Below are 24,929 nucleotides of genomic sequence, written 5' to 3'. Positions count from 1 at the left end.
CTACGTGGTCTGAGACAACGGCCCTGTGGCCCCGCCTGGGGCCGCAGGGCCGTTGTCGCCCGAAGAAATCTGAGAAGAAAGAGGACCGAAGTGAAGTCCGTTGCTGAGCTGGGCGATCTGTCCGGCAAGCGGGTACTCATCCGCTGCGATTTCAACGTCCCGCTGGACGCAGACAAGAACATCACCGACGACGGCCGCATCCGCGCCGCGCTGCCCACGCTGACCGCACTGCGCGACGCCGGCGCCCGCGTCGTCATCATGGCCCACCTCGGCCGCCCGAAGGGTGAGGCCAACCCCAAGTACTCCCTGGCCCCCGTCGCGGTCCGCCTCGCCGAACTGCTCGGTTCCGAGGTCAAGCTGGCCACCGACGTGGTGGGCGAATCCGCCCAGGCCACCGTCGCCTCGCTGGCAGACGGCGACGTCGCCCTGCTGGAGAACGTCCGCTACGAGCCCGCCGAGGAGTCCAAGGACGAGGCCGCGCGCAAGGCGCTGGCCGAGAAGTACGCCGCGTTCGGCGACCTCTTCGTCTCCGACGGCTTCGGCGTCGTGCACCGCAAGCAGGCCTCCGTCTACGACGTGGCCTCGCTGCTGCCCAACGCCGCCGGTTCGCTGGTCGCCAAGGAGGTCGGCGTCCTCAAGCAACTGACCGAGAGCCCCGAGCGGCCCTATGTCGTCGTGCTGGGTGGCGCCAAGGTCGCCGACAAGCTGCAGGTCATCGACAACCTGCTGAAGGTTGCCGACACCCTGGTCATCGGCGGCGGCATGTTGTTCACCTTCCTCAAGGCGCAGGGCATGAACATCGGCTCCTCGCTGCTCGACGAGGACAACCTGCAGACCTGCCGCGACTACCTCGCGCAGGCTGAGGCCGCCGGCAAGACGATCCTGCTGCCGGTCGATGTCCGCATCGCCGACGGCATGGATTTCGACGCCCGCGAAGCCAAGGGCGAGGTGGAGGTCGTCGCTGCCGACGCCATCCCCGCAGGCAAGATGGGCCTCGACATCGGCCCCGAGAGCGAGGTGCTGTTCGCCGAGGCGATCAAGGGCGCCAAGACGGTGTTCTGGAACGGCCCCATGGGCGTGTTCGAGATCCCGGCATTCGCCCAGGGCACCGCTGCGGTCGCCAAGGCCCTCACCGAAGTCGACGGCCTCTCCGTCGTCGGCGGCGGTGACTCCGCGGCCGCCGTGCGCGTCCTCGGCCACGCTGACGACGAGTTCGGCCACATCTCGACGGGCGGCGGCGCCTCCCTCGAGTTCCTCGAGGGCAAGGAACTGCCCGGTATCGCTGTTCTGGAAGGGGACAACTGATGACACGCAAGCCCATCATGGCCGGCAACTGGAAGATGAACGTCGACCACATCGAGGCCACCGGCCTGGTTGAGAAGCTGCACTACACGCTCGTCGACAAGGAATGGGATCCGGCGAAGTCCGACGCGGTGCTCTGCGTCCCCTTCACGGACCTGCGCACGGTGCGCACCCTCATCGACGGTGACCGCCTGAAGTTCGGCCTCGGTGCCCAGAACGTCTCGCAGCACGACAACGGCGCCTACACCGGTGAGATCTCGACGGCCATGCTGTCGAAGCTCGGCGTCCAGTACGTCATCGTCGGCCACTCCGAGCGCCGCGAGTACTACGGCGAGGACGACGCCCTCATCAACGCCAAGGCCGCCAAGGTCCTGGCCGCGGGCATGACCCCCATCGTCTGCGTGGGCGAAGGCCTCGACATCCGCAAGGCGGGGGAGCACGTCGAGTACACCCTCAACCAGGTGCGCGGCACGCTGGCCGGCCTGACGGCCGAGCAGGTCGCCGGCCTCGTGATCGCCTATGAGCCCGTCTGGGCCATCGGCACCGGCGAGGTCGCCACCCCGGAGAACGCCCAGGAGGTGTGTGGCGCCATCCGCAAGGAGGTCGCCGAGCTGTACGACGGTCCCACCGCCGAGTCGGTGCGCATCCAGTACGGCGGTTCCGTCAAGTCCGGCAACGTGGCCCAGATCATGAGCCAGCCGGACATCGACGGCGCCCTGGTCGGCGGCGCGAGCCTCCAGCCCGAGGAGTTTGCGGCCATCGTCCGCTTCTACCAGTTCTGATCGCTGGCCGGGCGCTCTCCTGACCCCGTCAGGAGGGCATGCCCACCTGAGACCCCCATCGTCCGGGCATGCTGCCCGGGCTTTGGGGGTTTCTCATTTTAGGAGCAACCATGCGGGGCGAAAGTGCTCACCACAGGGGTACCGGATGTGGATTATCCGGCGCTGTCGGTTAGGCTGTACCGCGTGATTGTCCCCTTGGTTTCATGGCCCATTACCACGCTGTCTGTGATCGTCGTGATCCTCAGCATCCTCCTTGCGGCCACCGTTCTGCTCCACAAAGGCCGTGGCGGCGGAATGTCAGATCTGTTCGGCGGCGGCATGTCGACCTCCATGGGTGGCGTGTCCACCGCTGAGCGTCGTCTTGACCGGATCACGGTGGTGCTCGCCGTCGTGTGGCTGCTGACGATCGTCGGCCTCCTGGTGCTGTATCGCATCGGCGCCTGATCACTCATCCTCATACCCTTTTCAATCCATCACTTCTCGTAGTAGGAGAACAGCAAAGTGGCAGGTGGCAACGCCATTCGCGGCAGCCGTGTAGGCGCCGGTCCCATGGGCGAGGCAGAACGGGGCGAAGCAGCACCCCGTATGCACGTTTCGTACTTCTGCGCCAGTGGTCACGTGACCACGCCGGCGTTTGCAGCCGAAGCCCAGATTCCTGAGTCGTGGGACTGCCCGCGCTGCGGCCTCCCGGCCAACATGGATGCGGAGAATCCTCCTCCGCCGCCGAAGATCATTCCCTACAAGACCCACCTCGCGTATGTGAAGGAGCGTCGCACCGACGCCGAAGCAGCGCAGATCCTCGAAGAGGCGATCTCCGCACTGCGGGCCCGCCGCGCCGCGGGTGAGGTCATCTACTGAGCGGACACCGCTGAGGAGGTGGCCTCAGAAGGTGCAGGTGTACTGGGCCGGGAGACCGGCCGAGGCGCCCGCATCGAGGAACCACAGAGTTGCATTCCGGCCGCGCACATGCGCGGCCGGAATGCTTTCATCGCCGTCGAGCGAACGCTGCACCGCGTCCGCCTTGGCCTCGCCAGTGGCCATGATCCACATCTCCGCGCCCCGGTTGAGGGTGGGGATGGTGAGGGAGATGCGTTCCGACGGCGCCATGGGGCTGTCCTCAACCCCGATCACGGCGCGGCTCGTCGTGGGGTCGAAACTGGGGTGGCCGGGGAAGATCGACGCCACGTGGCCGTCGTTGCCGATGCCGAGCAGTGTGATGTCGAAGCGGGTGTCACCCAACTCCTCCTCGTACTCCGCCGCTGACTCCTGGCTGTCCTTGCGGCCGTCCTTGGCCGCCATCATGTGGGTGTCGGCGGAAGTGATCGAGACGGTGCGGGCCAGCCTGCTGATGGCCTGGAGCGAGTTGCGGGCCGGGTCTGTGGTGGGCACGAAGTGCTCGTTGCCCCACCACAACTGGAGTTTCGCGGCATCCAGGGCTGAACCGTCGGCCAGTTCGGCGAACTGCTCATACATGGCGTTGGCCGCGTTGCCTCCCGTCAGGCAGAGGTGCACCGTGTCCTGCGTGCGCTGCAGCTCGATGATCTTGGCAAGCAACTGTGCCGCGACCACCCGGCTCACGTCCGCCGCCGTCTCCAGCCGGACCACCCGCGTGTACATCTAGCTCGCCTCCGAATCCTTGACCACCCGTTGGACCGCTGCCTCGAAGATGTCGTCGGCGTCCATCCGCTGGAGTTCCTCAGTGATGAGGTCCGTCAGCGGACGACGGCGCAGCGCGACGGTACGGTCCGGCTCGCCGGGCACGCGGTAGTGGGCGGCGCCCTCGCGGACGCGGCTGAGGACGATGTCGCCCTGCTCCGTGTTGAGCACGACCTCGTTGACGCCCGGGTGGTCACCGTCGACGCGGTGCACGTCGACGCCGAGGCGCTCGCTCAGCCAGGCCGCGAGCAGCGTGGCGGGTGCGTTGTCCGGCGCGGAACGGACGCAGGCGCCGGTCACGACGGACCGGGTCTGGTCCAGGGATGCGGTCAGGAGCGCGCGCCACCGGGTGAGGCGCGTCCAGGTGAGGTCCGTGTCCCCGTCGGCGTGGTTGCGCGCGCGACGTACCAGGGCCTGCTGCGGATCAGGATCTCCGGCGGCGTCGGTGATGCGGCGGTCTGCCAGGGAACCGATGGGGTCCTCCGCCAGGTGGTCCGGCGCCGTGTTGGGCCACCACACGATGGTGGGGGAGTCCGGCAAGAGCAGCGGCAGGCAGATGGAGTCGCCGTGTTCGCGGAGCGAGCCGTGCAGGCGCAGGATCAGAAGGTCGCCGGGGTGCCCCTCACCCACCTGGATCTCGGCGTCCAGGAACGGCTCGTCACCGTCGACGTAGGTCACGACGATGACCCGCGAGGGGTGCGCGGTGGCCGAGGCCTGTGCGGCGCGGAGAACCTCGTCGAAGTGGTCGTCGTCTGTGACCACGATCAGGGTCAGCACGAGGCCGGAGGCGCTGCCCACTGTGCGGCGCGCGTTGATCAGGGCGGCCGCGATGTCGCGGGCCGAGGTATCAGTCAGGTCGATGATCATGAGTTCTCTGTCTCCCTTACGGCCGACGCCACTTGAAGCCGTCGCGGGCCAGCATCTCGTGCCCCGACTCGGGGCCCCAGGTGCCGGACTCGTACTGTTCGGGCTGCCCGTCCAGGGACGCCCAGTATTCGATGACCGGATCCAGGATCTGCCAGCTCAGCTCCACTTCCTCCTGTTGCGGGAAGAGGGGCGGGTCGCCCAGGAGGACGTCGAGGATGAGGCGCTCGTAGGCCTCCGGGGATGATTCGGTGAAGGAGCCGCCGTAGCCGAAGTCCATCGAGACCTCACGGATCTCCATCTGGGTGCCCGGCACCTTGGCGCCGAAGCGCAGGGTGACGCCCTCGTCGGGCTGGATCCGCATGACCAGCGCGTTGGTGCCCAGCTCCTCGGTGTCCGTGGCGGTGAACGGCAGGTGCGGCGCACGCTTGAAGCTGAGCGCCACCTCGGTCACGCGGCGGGGCATCCGCTTGGCGGTGCGCAGGTAGAACGGCACCCCGGCCCACCGTCGGTTGTCGATGTCGACCCGGATGGCCGCGTAGGTCTCCGTGGCGGAGCCCTCCGCCACGCCGTCCTCCTGCAGGTAACCGATGACCTGCTTGCCGCCCTGCCAGCCGGCCGCGTACTGGCCGCGGGCGGTGTGGAGGTCGTAGCGCTGCGGCACGCGGGCGGCGGCGAGCACCTTCTTCTTCTCGGTGCGCAACTGCGAGGCCTCGAAGCTGGTGGGCTCCTCCATGGCGGTGAGCGCCAGGAGCTGGAGAAGGTGGTTCTGCATGACGTCGCGGGCGATGCCGATGCCGTCGAAGTAGCCGGCGCGGCCACCGATGCCGATGTCCTCGGCCATCGTGATCTCCACATGGCTGACGTAGTGGTTGTTCCAGATGGGTTCGAACATCTGGTTCGCGAAGCGCAGCGCCAACATGTTCTGGACGGTCTCCTTGCCCAGGTAGTGGTCGATGCGGAAGACCTCGTGCGGCTGGAACAGCGAACTGACCACCGCGTCGAGTTCCTTGGCTGAGGCCAAGTCGTGGCCGAAGGGTTTCTCGATGACCACGCGGTTCCAGTTGTCGTCCGCCACGCGCTCCGTCAGGCCGTGCTTGCGCAGCATCGTCATGACCGGCTCGAAGCCCGACGGTGGGATGGACAGGTAGAACGCGTGGTTGCCACCGGTGCCCCGGGTGGTGTCCAGTTCGCGGATGGTTGCCCCGAGGCGCTCGAACGAGGCGTCGTCGGTGAAGGAGCCGGAGACGAACCGGATGCCCTCCAGGAGCTGTTCCCAGACCTCTTCGCGGAACGGGGTGCGGGCATTCTCCTTCACCGCGTCGTGCACCACCTGGGCGAAATCCTGGTTCGCCCAGTCACGGCGCGCGAAGCCCACCAGCGCGAAACCGGGCGGCAACAGGCCGCGGTTGGCCAGGTCGTAGACGGCGGGCATCAGCTTCTTGCGCGACAGGTCACCCGTCACACCGAAGATGACCAGGACGCAGGGTCCGGCGATGCGAGGCAGGCGGCGGTCCTGGGGATCGCGCAGGGGATTGGTGTAGGCGTTCATCGGGACCAACACTAGACGTACCCGGCGGGGCGGGGAAGCAATCGCTCGTCCGCTGGCCGGGCACCGGGAGTCGCCGCTTAGGTGCCCGGCGGGCGGGCGGGTAGACTGCTTCGGAAATCGCGGAGACGAGAATCGGGGTGCGTGTGGCGGTCCAGGCTCAGGCCCAGCCTACGGAGGCTCGCTTCGGCGACGTCATACGGGCCTATGTGGCGCTGACCAAACCCCGGATCATCGAGTTGCTGCTCGTGACCACCGTGCCCGCCATGTTCCTGGCAGCCGGCGGGCTGCCCCCGTGGCAGCTGATCATCTGGACGATGATCGGCGGTATGTTCGCCGCCGCCTCGGCCAACACCTTCAACTGTGTGATCGACGCCGACATCGACGAGATCATGCGCCGCACCCGCCGTCGCCCCGTGCCCCGCCACCAGATCTCCGCGCGCAACGCTCTTGTCTTCGGCATCGTGCTGGGCGTGCTGGCCACGCTGGTGCTGGGCTTCGGCGCCAACTGGCTCTCCGCCATCCTCGCGCTGGTGGCGAACGCCTTCTATGTCTTCGTCTACACCATGTGGCTCAAGCGTCGCACCTCCCAGAACATCGTCTGGGGCGGTATCGCCGGATGCTTCCCGCCGCTCATCGGCTGGACCGCCGTGACCGGTTCCATCGCCTGGGCACCGTTCATCCTGTTCGGCGTGGTGTTCCTCTGGACACCGCCCCACACGTGGGCGTTGGCGTTCCGGTACAAAGACGACTACGCCGCCGCCGACGTGCCCATGCTCCCCGTGGTACGCACCGCACCGCAGGTGGGGGCCCAGATCTTCTGGTACTCCGTGGCCACCGTCGTGATGTCGCTGCTTCTGTGGCCCGTGGCCCCCACGGGATGGCTGTACCCGGGCGTCGCGCTCGTCACCGGCCTGATCTTCCTGTGGGAGGCGCTCCAGCTCTGGCGCCGCGCCCGTGCGGGCATGGAGGGCGCGCAGCTCAAGGCGATGAAGCTCTTCCACTACTCCAACACCTATCTCGCGCTCCTCTTCCTCGCCGTCGCGATCGACCCGCTGCTCTTCTGACGGCGTGCCGAGGGACCCTCACAGGTTCTCCACGGCCCCCATCGCGCGCCCCTCGCGTCGTGCGGCCACGAACTCCAGCACCGTGTCGTACCAGACCTTGGCGTGCTGGGGCGTGAGGATCCAGTGGTTCTCGTTCGGGAAGTACAGGAACCGGTGGGGCAGGTCCGCGGGGTCGCCGTCGAAGGCGCTCGCCAGGGCCCACCAGAGCGCGAGCCCTTCGCCGATCGGGACGCGGTAGTCCTTGTCCCCGTGGATGACCAGCATGGGCGTCGTGATCTGCGCGGCGAACTGGTGGGGCGAGAACTTCGCCTGCATCTCCGGCGTCATCTCACGCTTCCAGTACCAGGCCGCGTCGGTGGTGGGCCCGAAGTTGCCGAGGTTCCAGAGCGACGCATGACTGACGATCGCCGTGAACCGGTCCGTCTGGGTGGCGATCCAGTTGGCCATGTAGCCACCGAAGGAGCCGCCCATCATCACCGAGGCATCGCTGCGGATGTCGTCGCGGGCCTCGGCCGCGTCGGTCAGCGCCATCACGTCGGTGAAGGGTTCGGCGCCCCACCGGCCCCAGCCTCGCTGGATGTAGCTCTGGCCGTAGCCGGTCGACAGGGCGGGGTCCGGCAGCAACACCGCCTGCCCCCTCGAGACGAGCAGCCAGGGGCACCAGCGCCAGGACCACGAGTTCCACGAATTCAGCGGGCCGCCGTGCACCCACAGCGTGAGGGGGGCGGGCTGGGCCGGGGAAGCGCCTTCGGGGAGGATGAGCCAGCCGGGGACGCGGGTGCCGTCGGACGCCTCCGTCTCGACGCGCTCGAGGCGGCCGGGGAGCGGTGGGTACTCGACGGGGGCACGCAGCACTGTGGCGGCGCCGGAGACGGCATCGACCGCGACGATCTCACCCGGGCTCGCGTACGAGGCGCGGAGGGCGTACAGCGTGGTGCCGTCAGGGCTGCGCAACACTGAGGAGTGGGAGCCGTCGCCGGTGAGCCGGCGCACCTCGCCGGAGGCGACGTCGATGGCGAAGACCGGGCAGGCGCCGTCGTCGTCCGCGGTCGCGTACATTGTGCGGCCGTCAGGCGAGAAGGCGACGGGGGTGGCCCACCGGTCCCAGCCGCCGGCGACCTCGTGTCCCTCGCCCGAAGCGACGTCGATCAGCCACAGGGTGGGCCGCGGAGCGCGCTCAGCGGTGGAGCGGGCCGTGCGAACGCAGGCGACGTGGGCGCCGTCGTCGGTGAAGACGGGGCTGCCGTACTCGTGCTCGTCGTCGGCGGCCAGGGTGCGGCGCTGGCCGCGGGCCACGTCGATCAGCTCGAGCTGCGACATGGTCTCGCCCGCACGGCGGGGCACGCCCCAGACGACGGCGAGCGCTGCGCCGTCGCGGGAGAGCACGGCCTCGCGCACCGAGCGGCCGACGTCACCGGTCAGATCGCGCAGGCCCTCCAAGGAGCGGTCTCCGTCGCCGCCGACGGTGGCGGCCCTCAGCCGCGTCGTCTCGGGGCCGAGGTCCTTGTCCCAGAAGCGCACGGGGTAGCCGTCGTGCAGGATCGCTGAGATCTTCCTCTTGCTGCGGGCCTCACGCTTGGCCGCGTCGGCCTCCTCGTCCTCGACTCCTGCGTGCATCAGCACGCCGAGCACGACGGTGTCGGACAGCGGGCTGGTGAGGACGTCGCCCCAGCCGCCGTCGCGGCGGGCGAGCACGTAGGCCTCGCCACCGTTGGCAGGCAGGCACCACAGGGCGGTCGTCGACTTCTTCGGCTCGTCCTCGCCGACGGCCGGTACGTCGCGCTTGGAGGTGAACAGCAGGGAACCGTCGGGCAGGAATCCTGCGGCGGACTCGCCCTGCACGGAGCGTGTGTAGCGGGTGGCGGCCCGCTCGCCGTGCGGGTCCACGCGCCACAGGGCGCTGGCGTATTCCGTCCTGTCTGCGGTGACTCCCTGGACCGAGCACACCAGGGTCTCGCCGTCGGGGCTGAGACTGAGGGCGCCGAGGCGGGGCAGCGACACGTAGGCGTCGAGATCGAACCAGGGGGAAGCGTGCTCCTCGGTGGCGGGATGCGAGAGGTCTGTCATGACTTCCACCTTGCCACGCCTGCCGCGGCTAATGTCGGAACATGGCACCGCTCGTGCGCGAACCCGAGTACATCACCGAACTGCGCGACGGGACGGTCAAGCAGCTCAACCCGTTCACGGGCACCGAGGTGTGGACCGTACCCGGCCGGGGGGACCGGCCGCTCGGCCTCATCGCTCCCCATCCGCTGCCCATCCGCGACGACGAGCGCGGCCGCCACTGCCCCTTCTGCGAGCAGCGCTACATGGAGACCCCGCCCGAGAAGTCCCGGGTCGTCCGTCGCGACGACGGTTCCTGGGCGACCCTCTACCGCACGCCGGCTGAAGAGCTGTTCACCACCGTCGCGGAGTTCCGGAGGGTGCCGAACCTCTTCGAGATCCTGAGCTACGACTACTGGCACAAGAACTACGGGTTCGAGTTGCCGGCCCCGGTGGCCGAGCGGAGGGAGGCATATCTTGCATCGCCGGCGGGGCTCGACCACGTGATGCGGGTGGCGGAGGCGAAGCTCTACGCCCGTGGCCTGACCGACGCGGAGGTGGCCGCCCTCAGCCACGAGGAGAAGCTGCAGACGGCGTCAGGCTTCTTCGGTGGGGGCCACGACCTGGTCATCGCCCGGCGACACTTCGTCGATGCGGCCACCGACGACTCGGAGTTGGCCGCCTCAGGCACGCTCACCCCGGAGGAGCATGCACAGTTCATCGCCTACACCGTCGAGTGCACCAGGATGGCGTTCGAGGTGAACAGGTACGCCCGCTACGTGGCGGTGTTCCAGAACTGGCTGAGGCCTGCCGGCGCGTCGTTCGACCATCTCCACAAGCAGTTGGTCTCCATCGACGACCGGGGCCACCAGCAGGAGGCGGAACTGGTCAGGCTGCGCGCAAACCCCAACATCTTCAACGACGCGGCCGCCAACTACGCCACGCGGCGCAACCTGATCATCGCGGAGAACGAGCACGCCGTCGCGTTCGCCGGGTTCGGCCACCGGTACCCGACGGTTGAGATCTATTCCCGGTCACAGCACTCGGACCCCTGGGAACAGCACCCGGACGAGATCAGGGGGATGTCCGACCTGATCCACGCCATGCATGCGGCCACCGGGGCGCGGGTGCCCTCGAACGAGGAGTGGCACTACCGGCCCATCGACGTGAACCTGGCCATGCCGTGGCGGGTCATGCTGAAGTGGCGCGTGTCGACGCTTGCCGGGTTCGAGGGCGCCACGAAGATCTACCTGAACACCCTCAGCCCCGCCACGATCCGCGACCGCGTGGTCTCGGAGCTCTACCCGCTACGGGAGAGGGGACTGATCTCGACGGACCTGAGGATCGCCACGGAGGCCTCCTGCTTCCCGAACCCGCTGCGCTATTCCCGGTGACAGGGGTGTCGCGGCCACGGGCTGGCTGATTGTCCGCGGCCATGCTGCAGGGAGCGCACGGGGCGTTCCTGGGGGCGGGCGCGGTGTGGACGGCGGCGGTGATCGCCGGCTTCTTCCGCAAACCGGAGGAAGAAACCCACGAGGTCACTGCGGGCTGAAGCCCTCGGCGATGCCGGTGAGCCGCAGGACGTGGGTGTCCCAGCCCCCGTCCGGCTCCCACATGTTGGAGTTGTCCACCGTGACGCCGAGCCGGCCGTCGATCCCCTCACGGAGGATGTCGGCGTGGCCGGCGTGGCGTGCGATGTCGCCGAGCACGTGCGCGAGCAGGAAGCCCAGCGTGGTCGCGCCGCGCTCGCCCCACCATTCGACCGTGCCGGGCGCGTCGAGCTCCAACTCGTCGATCGCCTGGTCGACCTCGACCGCCACGGCCCGGTACAGCTCGATGAGTTCGTCGGCGCGCTCATCCTCGGTGGCGTAGAAGTCGCCGTTCGGATCCTGCTCGAAGTCGATCTCGGGCAGCTTGAGCTGGGAGGCTCGCCCCATGCTGGTCAGGAAATAGCCGTGCTCGACGCCCAGACAGTGCTTGATCAGCCCCAACAGGTTGGTGCCGGTGGGGGTGCGGGGCAGGCGCAGGTCGCGCTCGTCCAGTCCCTCCGCCTTCCACAGGAGCGCTTCACGCTGCAGCCGGAGCTGCCGGTGCAGGGCGGCTTTGATATCCATGTCGGCTCCTCTCAGATGGTCAGGCCGAGACGCTCGAGCAGGGGCGCGAGTTCCGGGTCGCGCCCGCGGAAGCTCCGGTAGGTCTCCATCGGATCGACGGAGCCGCCGGGCGCCAGCAGCGTGCGGCGGAAGTGTTCGCCGGCCTGGCGCAGCGTCATGGCCGGGGAGTGGCCCTCGGTGTTCTCCTTGAACCAGGCCACCGCGTCGGCGTCCATCACCTTCGCCCACGCGTAGCCGTAGTAGCTGGCCGCGTAGCCGCCGCCCCAGATGTGGGCGAAGTACTGCGTGCGGTAGCGCGGCGGGACCAGTTCGTTGGCGAGGCCGTACTTCTCGAGGGCGCGGTGCTCGAAGCCCTCCACCTCGTCTGCCAACGTGGGGAGTTCCTCCAGCGGAGTGGTGTGCCACACCAGGTCGAGCAGCGAGGCGAGCTCTGTCTCAGCGGTGGCGTAGCCCTGGCCGAACGTGGAGGCCTCTTCGAGCTTGGTGATCCACTCGGCCGGCAGCACCCGGCCAGGGGTCCAGGCCCAGTGTTCGTTGACCTGGCTGGGGAACTCGACGAAGTCGCGCGGGGTGTTGGCGCCGGAGCGTCCCGCGTAGCGGGAACTGGCCAACAGGCCGTGCAGCGCGTGGCCGAACTCGTGGAACATCGTGATCACGTCGTCCCAGGAGATGGCCGTGGTCGTCGGGGTGTAGTTGCAGTTGTTCGTCACCACCGGCAGATCACCGGTGCGGTCCGACTGGTCGACGAGGTTGCTCATCCAGGCGCCGCCGTTCTTCGTGGGGCGGGCCCAGAAGTCCATCACGAACAGGCCGACGATGCCCTCGTCGTCGTGCACCTCGTAGGTCTGGGTGCCGGGAACGTGCCCACCCAGGTCCTCGCGCAGGGCGAAGGTGAGTCCGTAGAGTTCCTCGGCCGCCGCGTAGACGGCCTTCAGCACCCTGTCCACCTGCAGGTATTCGCCCAGTTCGGCCTCGTCGAAGGCGAAGCGCTCCCGACGCACGATCGCCTCCACGAAGGACCAGTCCGCGGCCGTGAACTCCGCGCCCGGATTCAGCTGGGCGTACCGCTCGCGGAGGTCCCTGCTCTCCTCGACGGCCTTGGCCAGAGCGGCCTGGGCCAGGGGCACGAGCATCCCCAGGATGGCGTCGACCGTCTTGGCGGTACCGGCCTCGGCGACGATCGCCGCGTGGTTCGGGTACCCGAGGAGGGTGGCGCGCTCGGCGCGGAGGCGGGCGATCTCGACGACGACCCCGCGGGTGTCGAACTCCCCGGACAGGGCGCGCGTGGTGGAGGCCTCCAGCAGTCGACGGCGCACGCCGGCGTCGGCGAGCTTGGCCGCCAGCGGCTGTTGGGTCGTGTTCACCAACTCGATCCGGTATCCGTCGTCGGTTTTCAGCGCTGACTTCTCGTCGTCGGTGAGCCCCGTGAGTTCCGCTTCGGTCACGGCGAAACCGCCGGCGACGCGGGCCTCGCGGTTCAGCGTCTCGAAGCGGCTGGACAACTCCGCGAGCCGCTTGTTCATCGCGCGGAGGCGCGTCTGCTCGTCGTCGGTGAGCGCGACACCGGCGCGGCGGAACGAACGGAGCAGTTCGTCGAGCGCGTAGCGGTCCTGGGCGTCCGCCTCGGTTTCACCGTCGGCGATCCGGGCCTCGAGGGACTGCAGGCGGGCGTAGAGGTCACGATCGAGGTAGATGGCGTCGCTGTGCTCGGCGAGGCGCGGCGCGATCTCCTCCTCGATGGCGATCATCTCGTCGGTGGCGTCCGACGCGTAGACCGCGAAGAAGGCGTTCATCGCCCTGAGCAGCACGTCCTGGGCCGCGTCCCACTCGGCCAGCACGTTGGCCACGGTGGCGGGTGAACCGTCACCGCGCAACTTGGCCAGGGCACCCAGTTGGGTGCGCATGCCCTCCTCGATGGCCACGTGGTAGTCACGGGGGGTGGCGTTGGCGAAATCGGGCAGCGAGAAGGGCAGTTCGGTGGTGAGCACGGGGTTGATCGACATGGCCTACAGCCTAGGCGCCTCCCCGCGCGCTAGGCGGCCGGATGCCCTGAGCGGGTGGAGAACAACAGCCAAGAGGCAGCGACGGTCAGCAGGGTGAGGCCCACCATGTGCAAAGCGACGACGCCGATGGGCAGGCCGAAGAAGTACTGGACGTAGCCGATGACACCCTGCAGCGCCACGGTGACCAACAGCAGGCGGGCGCTCTTGCGTGGCTGCTCCAGGCGGGAGCGGGTGAACACCGCCAGACACACGATGGCCAGGCCGACGACGAGCCAGGCCGACAGCGCATGGAGGCGCGAGACGAACTCGAGGTCGAACCCCGTGCGCGGGGCCGTGGAGTCGCCGGCGTGCGGGCCGGAGCCCGTCACGACCGTGCCGAGCCAGATCGACGCCATGGTGGCGGTGAACGTCACGACCACCAGCCACCTGGCTCCCGGGGCGAGGGGAGTGGGGTGGACCCGGTAGCCGAGCGTGAGCGCCCACACACAGAGGACGATCAGCAGCACGGACAGCAGCAGATGGAGGGCCACGACGAAGGGGTTGAGGCCGCTCCACACCGTGAAGCCTCCGATGACGCCCTGGAAAGGGATGCCGATGCCCACCCCGAGCGTCAACCACCACAGACGGCTCAGGCGGCCGCGGTTGCGCCAGGCGGCGATGAACGCGCCGAGCGCAGCGGCGGCGAGCACGAACGTGAGCAATCGGTTGCCGAACTCGATGAAGCCGTGGATGCCGGCCTCAGGGGTGTTCGTCCAGGTGTCCGGTGTGCACCGGGGCCACTCGGAGCAGCCCAGCCCGGAGGCGGTCAGGCGCACCACTGCGCCGGTGACGATGATGCCCATGTTGCAGACCAGCGAGATCCACAACCAGGTGCGCAGCGCGCGGTCGCCGTCGAACAGCTTCTTCACGAGGTCCACGTGAACACCTTTCGTGCCAGCAGCAGGGTGGCCGCGCACCAGAGAGCTGCCACCAACAGCGGCCAGCCCGGAACCACGCCTTGGGAGCCGTGTCGCAGGGCCTCCCCTAGAGCGCCGGTGGGAAGGAACGCGATGGCGGTGGCGGCCCATTCGGGGAAGCGGTCCAACGGCAGCAGGATGCCCAACGGCATGCCCACCAGGTAGAGCAGGTTGGCGACGGCCAGCGTCGCCTCCGGGCGCAGTGCGCCGGAGATGGCGAGCGCCAGCCCCGTGAACGCGCCCATCGACAGGAAGGCGACCAGCCCTGTCAGCAGGAACGACGCGACGGTGAACGACGGGCGCCAGCCCACGGCGAGCGCGATCACCGCCAGGACGGCGATCTGGCCCACCGTGATCAGTGTGATGCCGAGGCCCTTGCCCAGCAGGATGCCGGGTTTGCCCAGGGGCGTGGCGGCGATGCGCTCAAGGACGTTGTAGCGACGCTCGAAGCCGGTGGCGATGGCGAGCGTGGTGAGGCAGGAGCTCCAGATCACCAGGCCGATGACCGAGGGGGCCATCTGCTGGAGTTCCAGGCCCAGCGCGGCCCCGAAGATCCGGCTACCGATGAGCACGGTGACCGGGATGACGATGGCGAGGATGGCCTGCTCCCCGTTGCGGAGGATGAGGCTCGCCTCGGTGGTGGCCTGCGCCCACACCCGGGCTCCGAACGGAGCGGCGCCGGCGTCGGGCGCGAAGTTCAGGGCGGTCATGCCAGGTCTCCGGTCGTGTGGGTCAGGAACGCGTCCTCGAGGGAGCCGTTCACAGTCAGCTCCGCCACGGTGCCTTCGGCGGCGACCCGGCCGCGGTCGACGATGAAGACGTGGTCCGCCAGGGCTTCCGCCTCGTGCATGTCGTGCGTGGTGAGCAGGATGCCCACGCCGTCGGCGCGGATGCGGGCGAGGAGGTCCCAGATGGAACGGCGACTCCGCGGGTCCAGCCCAGCGGACGGTTCGTCCAGGAACACGAGATCCGGCCTGCCCACGAGGGCGCCGGCCAGGTTGACCGCCTGCTGTTGGCCTCCGGACAGCCGACGGTACGGCGTGGTCGCGTAGTCATCGATCCCGAGCAGTGCCATCAACGGGTCAACCGGCTGCGGGTTTGCGTACAGGCGCGCCAGGTAGGTCAGCAGCCGGGCCGCCGTGATGCCGGACCAGGCTCCGGTGGTCTGCGGCATGAGGCCGATGCGGGGCAGCACCTCGGCGGAGCCGGGCGCGCCGCCGAACAGCGACAGCGTGCCCCCGTCCGGGACCGCCAGGCCGGTGCAACAGCGGATGAAGCTTGTTTTGCCTGCGCCGTTGGGGCCGAGCAGGGCAGTGATCCTGCCGGCCTCGGCGTTCAGGGAGAGCCCGGCGAGGGCCTGTTTCTCACCGAAGGACAGGCGGAGCTCGCGGGCGGTCAGGACGGACACGTCCGACAGCCTATAGGAGAGCGGCCAGGGCGCCCCGACCGGCCTTTGCGACCGGCTGTCTCATCATCTGGATGGTTAGGCAAGCCTTGCTTGAATCCCGAACGAGATTGGGATTGACTTTGGAAACATATCTGTAAGCTAATTCGAGGCGCTGGGTCAGGGAGGTGGACGTGATGCAAGCAGAAGTCGTCGAAACGCCGACCCGCCAGAGAGTGGTGGACCTGATCCTGGCGGAAGGGCCGCAGACCGCCAAGCAACTCGCCGACAGGCTCGCGCTCACCCCTGCGGCCGTGCGGCGCCATCTGGCCTCGCTGCTGGACGACGGGACCCTCGCGTCCCGCGAGGAGCGCGTCTACGGCCCGAGGGGCCGCGGGCGTCCCTCGAAGGTGTTCGTCCTGACAGACGCGGGCAGGGCCGAGTTCACCCAGGCCTACGACGACCTGGCCATCGCCGCACTGCGCCGCCTCCAAGCCGTCGCAGGGCCCAACGCCGTGCGCGACCTGGCCAACGACCGCGTGGCGGAGATCGAGCAGCGCTACCTGCAACTGCACGCGGAGAACCCTGGGGTGAGGCCACTGGATGCGCTCGTCGAAGTGCTCGGCCTCGACGGTTACGCCGCCTCCGCGCGCCCCCTCCGGACGGGCGAGCAACTCCTTCAGCACCACTGCCCGGTCGCCCACGTGGCCGCTGAGTTCCCCATCCTCTGTGAGATCGAGACCCAGCTGTTCTCGCGGCTGCTGGACAGCCATGTCCAACGGCTCGCCACCATCGCCCACGGCGACGGCGTGTGCACGACGCACGTCCCCCACCGACTACCCACCCCGCAGATCCCGAAAAGAAAGTGACGGAGACGATCGATATGACGCAGACCGCACCCAAGGCACCAGGACTGGGAGCCACTCAGGACGAGCACCTCGAGGCGCTCTCGACGTACGAGTACGGCTGGCACGACTCGGACCTCGCCGGCGCCACCGCCGCGCGCGGCCTCAGCGAGGCCGTTGTCCGCAACATCTCCGGCCTGAAGAGCGAGCCCGAGTGGATGCTCGACCTCCGCCTCAAGGGCCTCAAGTTGTTCGACAAGAAGCCCATGCCCACGTGGGGCGCGGACCTCTCCGGCATCGACTTCGACAACATCAAGTACTTCGTGCGCTCCACCGAGCGTCAGGCGCAGACCTGGGAAGACCTGCCCGAAGACATCAAGAACACCTATGACCGCCTCGGTATCCCGGAGGCTGAGAAGGCCCGCCTCGTCGCCGGCGTCGCCGCGCAATACGAGTCCGAGGTCGTCTACCACAAGATCAACGAGGAACTCGAGCGCCAGGGTGTCATCTTCCTCGACACCGACACCGCGCTGAAGGAGCACCCGGAGCTCTTCCAGGAGTACTTCGGCACGGTCATCCCCGTCGGCGACAACAAGTTCGCATCGCTCAACACCGCCGTGTGGTCGGGTGGCTCGTTCATCTACGTTCCCAAGGGCGTCGAGGTGACCATCCCGCTGCAGGCCTACTTCCGCATCAACACGGAGAACATGGGCCAGTTCGAGCGCACGCTGATCATCGTCGACGAGGGTGCCTCCGTGCACTACGTCGAGGGTTGCACCGCCCCGATCTACTCGTCGGATTCGCTGCACAGCGCCGTCGTCGAGATCATCGTGAAGAAGAACGCGCGCTGCCGCTACACCACCATCCAGAACTGGTCGACCAACGTCTACAACCTGGTCACCAAGCGCGCCATCTGTGAAGAGGGCGCCCTGATGGAGTGGATCGACGGCAACATCGGTTCCAAGGTCACCATGAAGTACCCCGCCGTCTACCTGATGGGCGAGCACGCCCGCGGTGAGACGCTGTCGATCGCCTTCGCGGGCGAGGGCCAGCACCAGGACGCCGGTTCCAAGATGGTGCACTGCGCGCCCAACACGCAGAGCTCCATCGTGTCGAAGTCGGTGGCCCGTGGCGGCGGCCGTTCCTCGTACCGCGGCCTCGTCCAGGTGGATCCGGGTGCCCATCACTCCGCGTCGTCGGTCATGTGTGACGCGCTGCTGGTGGACACCATCTCGCGTTCCGACACCTACCCCTACGTCGACGTGCGTGAAGAGGACGTCTCGATGGCCCACGAGGCCACCGTGTCGAAGGTCTCCGAGGACCAGCTCTTCTATCTCATGAGCCGTGGCATGGGTGAGATCGAGGCCATGGCGATGATCGTGCGCGGCTTCGTGGAGCCCATCGCGCGTGAGCTGCCCATGGAATACGCCCTCGAGCTGAACCGCCTCATCGAGCTGCAGATGGAGGGCGCGGTCGGCTGATGCCGTCCCAGCCCGCCCGCCCACACCATTTGAAGGAAGAAGAATTGACCACCATCACTGAGGCCCCCAACGTGGCCGCAGCCATCGAAACCGTCGAGTCGCACCTCCACCCCACCCCGTCGTGGGCCGTCGAGGATCACCCGCTGCCCACCGGCCGCGAGGAGATCTGGCGGTTCACCCCGCTCAAGCGGTTCAAGACCCTCCTCAACCCTGTGGCTGAGGGCCTGGGTTCGCTGGAGTGGAGCGGCGAGTTCCCCGAGAGCGTGACCGTCGAGTCGATCACCGCTGAGCAGGCCCAGGAACTGGCCAACGAGGCGCCCACGGACCGGATCTCGGCCCTAGCTGCCTTCCAGTCCATCCACCGCACGCACATCCGGATCGCGGCCAACACGGAGCTCACAGAGCCCATCGTGTTCACCGGCCAGGGCAACGGCGGCGAGGCCCGCGACCACGTCGTGGTCAGCGTCGGCGCCAACTCCCGCGCCACCATCGTGTTCCGGTATGTCGGCTCGGCCAACTACGCCGAGAAGACCGACGTCATCGTCGGCGACGGGGCCAAAGTGAACTTCGTCACCCTGCAGGACTGGGACACCGGTTCGGTGCACGGCGGTCAGCGCACCGTCGCCATCGGCCGCGACGCCCACGTCAAGACGGTCACCGCCTCCCTGGGCGGTAACGTCCGGCTCCAGGAGAACTCGACCTACAACGGCCCGGGCGGGGAACTGGAGGCCTACGGCCTCTACTTCGCCGACGAGAACCAGCACATCCAGCACCGGCTCTTCGTGGACCACAACGCGCCGCACACCAAGTCCAACGTGGACTACCGCGGTGCGCTGCGCGGCAAGGGCGCGCACTCGGTGTGGATCGGCGACGTGCTGATCCGCAAGATCGCCGAGGGCATCGACACCTACGAGTCGAACAAGAACCTCGTCCTGACCGACGGCTGCCAGGCTGATTCGGTCCCCAACCTGGAGATCGAGACCGGCGAGATCGCCGGCGCCGGCCACTCGTCGTCCACCGGCCGGTTCGACGACGAGCAGCTGTTCTACCTGATGGCCCGCGGCATCACGGAGGTGGAGGCCCGTCGCCTGGTGGCGCACGGCTTCTTCGCCGACATCATCCGCAGGGTCGGCATCCCGGAGATCGAGGCGCGTCTGCTCACCACCATCGAGCGCGAGCTCGACCTGGTGCACGGCTCGACCACCACGAAGGCCGACGAGCAGTGAGCCCCCAGGCGGTCTGCAAGGTCACGGACCTGACGACGGACGTCCCTTTCGCCGTGGAGGTGGATGATGAGCTCACCGTCGCCATCGTCCGCCACGGCGGGAAGATCTACGCGATCGAGGACGAGTGCAGCCACGGCAAGGTGGCTCTCTCCGAGGGAGACGTCGTCGACGACACGATCGAGTGCTACCTGCACGGATCGGTCTTCGACCTGGCCACCGGCCGCCCGCTCAACCTGCCCGCCACGGAGCCGGTGCGCGTCTTCGCGTGCCACATCGAAGGCGACGACGTCCTGATCGACGTCCATGCCACCGTCACCCAGTACTGACACACGGGGGTACGCCCCCGCACCCCCCAATAGATTCACTCAGGAGAAACAGCAACCATGTCAACCCTCGTCATCTCCGACCTACACGTCGACATCCAGACCGAGGACGGCCCGAAGCGGATCCTCAAGGGCGTCAACCTCACCATCAACCCCGGTGAGATCCACGCCCTCATGGGCCCCAACGGCTCGGGCAAGTCGACGCTGGCCTACGCCATCGCCGGTCACCCCAAGTACACGATCACCCAGGGCACCGTCACCCTCGACGGTGAGGACCTCACCGCTCTGTCGGTCGACGAGCGCGCCCGCGCCGGCCTCTTCCTCGCCATGCAGTACCCGGTCGAAGTGCCCGGCGTGTCCGTCGCCAACTTCCTCCGCACCGCCAAGACCGCCATCGACGGTGAGGCTCCCAAGGTCCGCACCTGGGTCAAGGAGGTCGAGCAGACGCTCACCGAGCTGCAGCTCGACAAGTCCTTCTCCGGCCGCTCCGTGAACGAGGGCTTCTCCGGCGGTGAGAAGAAGCGTCACGAGATCGCCCAGCTCCAGCTGCTCAACCCCAAGGCGGCCATCCTCGACGAGACCGATTCGGGCCTCGACATCGATGCGCTGCGCATCGTCTCCGAGGGCGTGAACAAGTACTCGGCGCAGGGTGACCGCGCCGTCGTCCTCATCACCCACTACACCCGCATCCTGCGCTACATCGAGCCCACGTTCGTGCACGTCTTCGTCGACGGCCGCATCGTGGCCGAGGGGGGCAAGGAACTGGCCGAGAACCTCGAGGCCGAGGGCTACGAGAAGTACATCAAGGAAGCTGCCAACGCCTGATGCTGGACACCAACCTGATCCGGGCCGACTTCCCCATCCTGCGGCGCAGGGTGGGGGAGTCCCCGTTGGCCTACCTCGACTCGGCGAACACCTCGCAGAAGCCGCGCCAGGTGGTCGACGCCGTGGCCGAGCACTACCTGCAGCACAACGCGAACGTGGCGCGCGCCATGCACCTCCTGGGTGCTGAGGCGACCGAGGCGTTCGAGAATGCGCGGGGGAAGGTGGCCCGGTTCATCGGTGCGTCCCGTGGCGAGGAGATCGTCTTCACCAAGAACGCCTCCGAGGCGCTCAACCTGGTGGCCAACTCCCTGGGCGCCGGGCTCAAGCCCGGCGATGAGGTGGTCATCTCCGTCATGGAGCACCACTCCAACATCGTGCCCTGGCAGATGGCCTGCCAGCGTTCCGGCGCCACGCTGCGCTGGTTCGACATCACGGAGGAGGGCCGCCTCGACCTCGAGGCCGCCGCACGCGACAATCTCATCAACGAGCGCACCAGGATCGTGTCGATCACGGCCGTGAGCAACGTGTTGGGCACGCACAACCCGGTGACGCTCCTCGCTGAGAAGGCGCACGCCGTCGGGGCGCTGCTGGTGGTCGACGGTTCGCAGTCGGTTCCGCACCAGGTCACCGACGTGTCGACCATGGGCGCCGACCTGTTGGCCTTCACGGCGCACAAGATGCTCGGCCCGACGGGCGTCGGCGTGCTGTGGGGCCGCTACGAGCTGCTCGCCAACATGCCGCCGTTCCTGGGTGGCGGCGAGATGATCGAGATCGTCGAGATGGAACGCTCGACCTACGCGGCGCCGCCGCACCGGTTCGAGGCCGGCACCCCGCCGATCGCTCAGGCCGTGGGTCTGGGAGCTGCCGTCGACTACCTGACGCGCGTCGGCATGGATGCCATCGCCGAGCATGAGCACGAGATCACCAAGTACGCTCTCGCCAAGCTGACGGCCATCGAGGGTCTGAGGATCCTCGGCCCGACTGTCGCCGAGGATCGCGGCAGCGCCATCTCGTTCAACATCGCCAACGTGCATCCGCACGACGTGATGCAGGTGCTGGACTCGCGCGGGGTCGCCATCCGGGGTGGCCACCACTGCGCCCGCCCGTTGCACAAGCGCCTGGGACACCAGAGCTCGACACGTGCGTCGTCGTACCTGTACACCACCCCTGCGGAGATCGACGCGTTGGCTGACGCGCTGGTCTTCACCAGCAACTACTTCGCCCCGAAGCTGAAGGGCTGAGACATGAACATCGACGAGCTGTACCAGACGATCATCCTCGATCACTACCGCGAGAAGCACCACGCGGGGCTGCGCGAGCCGTTCCAGGCGGAGGTCCACCACGTGAACCCCTCCTGTGGCGACGAACTGACGCTCCGCGTGCAGATCGACGACGGCAAGGTGACCGACATCTCGTACGACGCCGAAGGTTGCTCGATCTCACAGGCGTCCGTGTCGATCATGACGGACCTGCTGATCGGCACCCCCGTCGAGCACGCGATGGAGATGCACGACCAGTTCCTGGCGGTCATGCACAGCCAGGGCGCCATCGTCCCCGACGAGGACGTCTTCGAGGACGCCATCGCCTTCGCGGGCGTGTCCAAGTTCCCCGCCCGCGTCAAGTGTGCGCTGCTCGGCTGGTCGGCCATGCGCGACGCTGCCCTCCAGGCCACGGCCTGATCATCGTTTCAACAAAGGATCCCGATATGACTGAACCCCGACCCAGCGACCTGGTGAAGGACACCTTGCCCGACGTCGACATCGAGAAGCCGGCCGGCGGCACCGCGGTGCCCTCGGTCGACGAGGTGCTCGAGGCCATGAAGGACGTCGTCGACCCCGAACTGATGGTCAACGTGGTGGACCTCGGCCTGGTGTACGGCGCCCAGGTCGACGACGAGGCCAACGTCACCATCGACATGACGCTGACGTCGCCCACCTGCCCGCTGACCGACAAGATCGAATACGACACGAAGTACGTGCTCGACGGCCTGGCGAACTCCGTGGCCATCAACTGGGTGTGGCTGCCGCCGTGGACGCTCGAGATGATCACCGAGGACGGCCGCGAGCAGTTGCGGGCCATCGGTTACAACCTCTGACGGTCTCTGCGCCCACGGATAGACTGGGGAGGGACCCCGATCCCGGAGGTGGTCCGCCATGATCCAAGTCGACCTCACCAGTATGGCTATCGATGCTCGTGGGCTTCCGGTGGTGCTGTTGAAGCCCAGCGTGCCACGCGAAGACCTCAAGGTGTTCCTGCCCATCTGGATCGGTGGGCAGGAGGCCACGGCCATCATGGTCGCGCTCGAGGGAGCCGTCCTGGCCCGGCCCATGTCCTACGACCTGATGTCCCGGCTCCTGGAGGCGATGGATGCCACGGTGGACAGGGTGGCGGTCACGCGGCTCGAGGCGGGAACCTTCTATGCGGAGATCACCCTCGGCACGGCTGAGGGTCCCAAGGTGATCGACGCCAGGCCGTCGGACTCCATCGCGCTCGCGCTGCGGGTGGGTGCGCCCATCTTCGTCGCGGAGGAAGTGCTGCGCGAGGCCGGCATCCACGAGGGCGAACTGTCTGAGGCCGAGGAAGAGGCACAGGTCGAGCAGTTCAGCGAGTTCCTGGACACCGTCGACCCGGATGACTTCCGCGGCTGACCGTCCGGCAACCCGTTCGCGGACTAGCCTGGGCGGCAGGACACACCACAGCCCAAGGAGGCGAGACATGCCCACTGTCACCACTGCCGACGGCGTCACCCTCAACTACACCGACACCGGCGGCGCAGGCCGGCCGCTGGTGCTGATCCACGGCTGGCCCCTCTCCGGGGAGGCCTTCGCCCGCAACATTCCGCGCTTCGAAGAGGCGGGTCACCGCGTCATCACCTACGACCGACGTGGCTTCGGCAAATCCGACAAGCCTGCGGACGGCTACGACTACGACACCCTGGCCGACGACCTCAAGTCGCTGCTCGATGAACTCGACCTCCACGGCGCCGTGCTCCTCGGCTTCTCGATGGGCGGGGGAGAGGTCGCCCGCTACGTGGGCAGGTACGGCTCCGACAGGGTGGCCGGCACCATCTTCTCCGGCTCGGTCACCCCCGCGCTGTGCATCACGGACGACAACCCGGACGGTGCCATGCCGATGGAGGGCTTCAGGGGGATGGCGGACCAGTGCCGCGACGACCGCGACGGCTTCCTGGAGAAGTTCATCGGCTGGTTCTACTCGACCGAGGAACGTGGCCTGCAGGTCGACGACGACGTCCGGCTGGGCGCTCTGGAGATCGCCAGGCAGTCCGATCCCCACGCCGCGGTGGAGACCATCCTGATCTGGGCGGCCGACCTGCGCGACGACTGCCGCGCCATCGACGTCCCCACCCTCGTGATCCATGGCGACGGTGACCTCAACGTGCCGATCAGCAAGTCGAGCGAGCGGATGCACCAGTACATCCCCCAGGCACAGCTCGCGGTCATCGAGGGCGGCCCGCACGGGCTCAACGATTCGCATGCCCGCGAATGGAACATGGATGTCCTCGACTTCTTGGAGACGCTGGACTAGCGGTACGGTTCCCTGGCCGGCGGCGTGCGACGATGCGCACGCGGCCGGTTGAAGGACAGGTGAGATGACGGACTCCAACAAGGGGCTGGGCTATGGTCTGGCCGCCTACGGTTTGTGGGGCCTGTTCCCGCTCTACTTCGTGTTGTTCGAGCGCTCAGGGGCGCTGGAGGTGGTGGCCCACCGGGCAGTTTGGTCGCTGGTCTTCTGCGCCGTGTTGCTGACCGTCCTCGGGCAGTGGCGCCATCTGAAGAAAGCCTTCGCTGATCGTCGCACCGTCCTGTCGCTGGCCGTCGCCGGCGTGTTGATCGTCGTCAACTGGTCCACCTACGTCTTCGCGGTGCTCACGGGCCACACCCTCGAGACGGCGCTGGGCTACTTCATCAACCCGCTGGCCGTGGCGGGCCTCGGCATCCTGGTGCTGGGCGAGCGGCTGCGTCCGCTCCAGTGGACGGCAATGTGCTTCGGCCTGGCCTCCGTCATCGTCATGGTGGTCGCCTACGGCCAGGTGCCGTGGGCGGCCCTCACACTCGCCGCCTCCTTCGGCACCTACTCGCTGGTCAAGAAGCTCGCCGGGCGCTCCGTCGGCGCTCTGCCCGGCCTCGCCATCGAGACGGGCGCCGTGGCACCCATCGCCATCGGCTTCCTCATCTATCTCGCCGTCACCGGCCAGTCGACGGCCACCGGCGGCTACAGCGCGCTCTTGACCACCACCGGCATCGTGACGGCGATCCCGCTGCTGCTCTTCGCTGCCGCGGCGCGCCGCGTCTCCATGGTGACCATCGCGATCCTTCAGTACATCGCGCCGATCGGGCAGTTCCTCCTGGGCTGGCTGTACTTCGGCGAGCCGATGCCACCCAGCCGCTGGGCGGGTTTCGCCCTGATCTGGGTCGCTGTCCTGTTGTTCGTCACGGACGCCATCGTGGTCACGCGTCGCAGGGCTCCGCGGCCCTAGCCGTCGCCGAC

At 68.0% G+C, this 24,929-nt stretch carries 26 protein-coding genes; 17 read left to right on the top strand and 9 right to left on the bottom strand.

All coding sequences use genetic code 11. The features are described from left to right. Positions 1–90: 90 nt before the first annotated feature. The 4 genes from pgk (at position 91) to J7D54_RS09130 (ending at position 2,942) form a co-directional block, all read left to right on the top strand. The gene (gene pgk, locus J7D54_RS09145; protein ID WP_182763602.1) at positions 91–1,305 is read left to right on the top strand and encodes a phosphoglycerate kinase; all 1,215 of its coding nucleotides are present in this window, start codon (positions 91–93) and stop codon (positions 1,303–1,305) included. After that, on the top strand, positions 1,305–2,084 hold the full coding sequence (gene tpiA / locus J7D54_RS09140; RefSeq protein WP_182763601.1) for a triose-phosphate isomerase: 780 nt from the start codon (positions 1,305–1,307) through the stop codon (positions 2,082–2,084). Before pgk ends, tpiA begins: the two co-directional genes overlap by 1 nt. Positions 2,085–2,267: 183 nt before the next feature. After that, a complete protein-coding gene (secG, locus tag J7D54_RS09135; protein WP_245243940.1) occupies positions 2,268–2,528 on the top strand; it encodes a preprotein translocase subunit SecG in 261 nt (86 codons plus the stop codon). Positions 2,529–2,585: 57 nt separating this feature from the next. After that, positions 2,586–2,942: an RNA polymerase-binding protein RbpA gene (locus tag J7D54_RS09130; RefSeq protein ID WP_076058374.1), complete on the top strand. Its 357-nt coding sequence runs from the start codon at positions 2,586–2,588 to the stop codon at positions 2,940–2,942. Positions 2,943–2,966: 24 nt separating this feature from the next. Here the strand turns inward: J7D54_RS09130 and pgl are convergent, their stop codons facing one another. From pgl to zwf, 3 genes are read right to left on the bottom strand one after another with little or no spacing between them, the layout of a single operon-like run. Next, positions 2,967–3,701: a 6-phosphogluconolactonase gene (gene pgl / locus J7D54_RS09125; RefSeq protein WP_182763600.1), complete on the bottom strand. Its 735-nt coding sequence runs from the start codon at positions 3,699–3,701 to the stop codon at positions 2,967–2,969. Then, entirely contained in the window at positions 3,702–4,607 is a 906-nt protein-coding gene (locus J7D54_RS09120) for a glucose-6-phosphate dehydrogenase assembly protein OpcA (RefSeq protein WP_182763599.1), read from the bottom strand. Between the two features lie 16 nt (positions 4,608–4,623). Beyond that, positions 4,624–6,156: a glucose-6-phosphate dehydrogenase gene (zwf, locus tag J7D54_RS09115; RefSeq protein WP_182763598.1), complete on the bottom strand. Its 1,533-nt coding sequence runs from the start codon at positions 6,154–6,156 to the stop codon at positions 4,624–4,626. A gap of 131 nt (positions 6,157–6,287) precedes the next feature. Between zwf and J7D54_RS09110 the strand changes: the two genes are divergently transcribed. Beyond that, the gene (locus J7D54_RS09110; RefSeq protein WP_256437898.1) at positions 6,288–7,220 is read left to right on the top strand and encodes a heme o synthase; all 933 of its coding nucleotides are present in this window, start codon (positions 6,288–6,290) and stop codon (positions 7,218–7,220) included. Positions 7,221–7,238: 18 nt separating this feature from the next. On the opposite strand, the gene J7D54_RS09105 is transcribed toward J7D54_RS09110, so the two are convergent. Continuing rightward, positions 7,239–9,287, bottom strand: coding sequence for a prolyl oligopeptidase family serine peptidase (locus J7D54_RS09105; protein ID WP_182763597.1), 2,049 nt, complete (start codon positions 9,285–9,287; stop codon positions 7,239–7,241). A 41-nt stretch (positions 9,288–9,328) separates the two neighbouring features. On the opposite strand from J7D54_RS09105, the gene J7D54_RS09100 reads away from it, so the two are divergent. Then, positions 9,329–10,657 (top strand): DUF4921 family protein, encoded by a 1,329-nt coding sequence (locus tag J7D54_RS09100; protein ID WP_182763596.1) that lies wholly within the window; start codon positions 9,329–9,331, stop codon positions 10,655–10,657. 144 nt (positions 10,658–10,801) lie between these two features. Here J7D54_RS09100 and J7D54_RS09095 read toward each other — a convergent pair whose 3' ends face one another. Genes J7D54_RS09095 through J7D54_RS09075 form a run of 5 tightly spaced genes read right to left on the bottom strand, consistent with a single transcriptional unit; the run spans position 10,802 to position 15,753 of the window. Further along, complete coding sequence (locus J7D54_RS09095) at positions 10,802–11,377, bottom strand: DinB family protein (protein ID WP_182763595.1); 576 nt, start codon at positions 11,375–11,377, stop codon at positions 10,802–10,804. 11 nt (positions 11,378–11,388) lie between these two features. Continuing rightward, positions 11,389–13,380, bottom strand: coding sequence for a M3 family metallopeptidase (locus J7D54_RS09090; protein ID WP_182763594.1), 1,992 nt, complete (start codon positions 13,378–13,380; stop codon positions 11,389–11,391). A gap of 29 nt (positions 13,381–13,409) precedes the next feature. Further along, positions 13,410–14,297 (bottom strand): heme A synthase, encoded by an 888-nt coding sequence (locus J7D54_RS09085; RefSeq protein WP_245243938.1) that lies wholly within the window; start codon positions 14,295–14,297, stop codon positions 13,410–13,412. Further along, entirely contained in the window at positions 14,285–15,046 is a 762-nt protein-coding gene (locus J7D54_RS09080; RefSeq protein ID WP_182763593.1) for an ABC transporter permease, read from the bottom strand. The genes J7D54_RS09085 and J7D54_RS09080 overlap by 13 nt, the downstream gene beginning before the upstream one ends. Beyond that, a complete protein-coding gene (locus J7D54_RS09075) occupies positions 15,043–15,753 on the bottom strand; it encodes an ABC transporter ATP-binding protein (protein WP_370585849.1) in 711 nt (236 codons plus the stop codon). The genes J7D54_RS09080 and J7D54_RS09075 overlap by 4 nt, the downstream gene beginning before the upstream one ends. 164 nt (positions 15,754–15,917) lie before the next feature. On the opposite strand from J7D54_RS09075, the gene J7D54_RS09070 reads away from it, so the two are divergent. From J7D54_RS09070 to rarD, 11 genes are all read left to right on the top strand, one after another. Further along, entirely contained in the window at positions 15,918–16,589 is a 672-nt protein-coding gene (locus J7D54_RS09070) for a metalloregulator ArsR/SmtB family transcription factor (protein WP_182763694.1), read from the top strand. A gap of 14 nt (positions 16,590–16,603) precedes the next feature. Beyond that, positions 16,604–18,046 (top strand): Fe-S cluster assembly protein SufB, encoded by a 1,443-nt coding sequence (gene sufB, locus J7D54_RS09065; RefSeq protein WP_182763592.1) that lies wholly within the window; start codon positions 16,604–16,606, stop codon positions 18,044–18,046. Positions 18,047–18,090: 44 nt separating this feature from the next. Then, positions 18,091–19,272 carry a Fe-S cluster assembly protein SufD gene (sufD, locus tag J7D54_RS09060; RefSeq protein WP_245243936.1) on the top strand — a complete coding sequence of 394 codons (1,182 nt, stop codon included), beginning with the start codon at positions 18,091–18,093 and terminating at the stop codon, positions 19,270–19,272. Beyond that, positions 19,269–19,598 (top strand): non-heme iron oxygenase ferredoxin subunit, encoded by a 330-nt coding sequence (locus J7D54_RS09055; protein WP_182763590.1) that lies wholly within the window; start codon positions 19,269–19,271, stop codon positions 19,596–19,598. Before sufD ends, J7D54_RS09055 begins: the two co-directional genes overlap by 4 nt. A 57-nt stretch (positions 19,599–19,655) precedes the next feature. Further along, entirely contained in the window at positions 19,656–20,420 is a 765-nt protein-coding gene (gene sufC / locus J7D54_RS09050) for a Fe-S cluster assembly ATPase SufC (RefSeq protein WP_182763589.1), read from the top strand. Continuing rightward, positions 20,417–21,661, top strand: coding sequence for a cysteine desulfurase (locus J7D54_RS09045; RefSeq protein ID WP_370585848.1), 1,245 nt, complete (start codon positions 20,417–20,419; stop codon positions 21,659–21,661). Before sufC ends, J7D54_RS09045 begins: the two co-directional genes overlap by 4 nt. 3 nt (positions 21,662–21,664) lie before the next feature. Next, positions 21,665–22,099: a Fe-S cluster assembly sulfur transfer protein SufU gene (gene sufU / locus J7D54_RS09040; protein WP_182763588.1), complete on the top strand. Its 435-nt coding sequence runs from the start codon at positions 21,665–21,667 to the stop codon at positions 22,097–22,099. A gap of 26 nt (positions 22,100–22,125) precedes the next feature. Beyond that, a complete protein-coding gene (locus J7D54_RS09035; RefSeq protein ID WP_182763587.1) occupies positions 22,126–22,515 on the top strand; it encodes a metal-sulfur cluster assembly factor in 390 nt (129 codons plus the stop codon). Positions 22,516–22,573: 58 nt separating this feature from the next. Beyond that, positions 22,574–23,068 carry a bifunctional nuclease family protein gene (locus J7D54_RS09030; RefSeq protein WP_182763586.1) on the top strand — a complete coding sequence of 165 codons (495 nt, stop codon included), beginning with the start codon at positions 22,574–22,576 and terminating at the stop codon, positions 23,066–23,068. A gap of 67 nt (positions 23,069–23,135) precedes the next feature. Beyond that, positions 23,136–23,966 (top strand): alpha/beta fold hydrolase, encoded by an 831-nt coding sequence (locus tag J7D54_RS09025; RefSeq protein WP_182763585.1) that lies wholly within the window; start codon positions 23,136–23,138, stop codon positions 23,964–23,966. A gap of 64 nt (positions 23,967–24,030) precedes the next feature. Further along, positions 24,031–24,918 carry an EamA family transporter RarD gene (rarD, locus tag J7D54_RS09020; RefSeq protein WP_182763584.1) on the top strand — a complete coding sequence of 296 codons (888 nt, stop codon included), beginning with the start codon at positions 24,031–24,033 and terminating at the stop codon, positions 24,916–24,918. Positions 24,919–24,929: the final 11 nt, after the last annotated feature.

Source organism: Tessaracoccus sp. MC1865, from assembly GCF_017815535.1.
Classification (GTDB): Bacteria; Actinomycetota; Actinomycetes; order Propionibacteriales; family Propionibacteriaceae; genus Arachnia.
The sequence above is the reverse complement of the archived record's forward strand: the minus strand, read 5'-3'. Positions and strand labels throughout refer to the sequence as shown.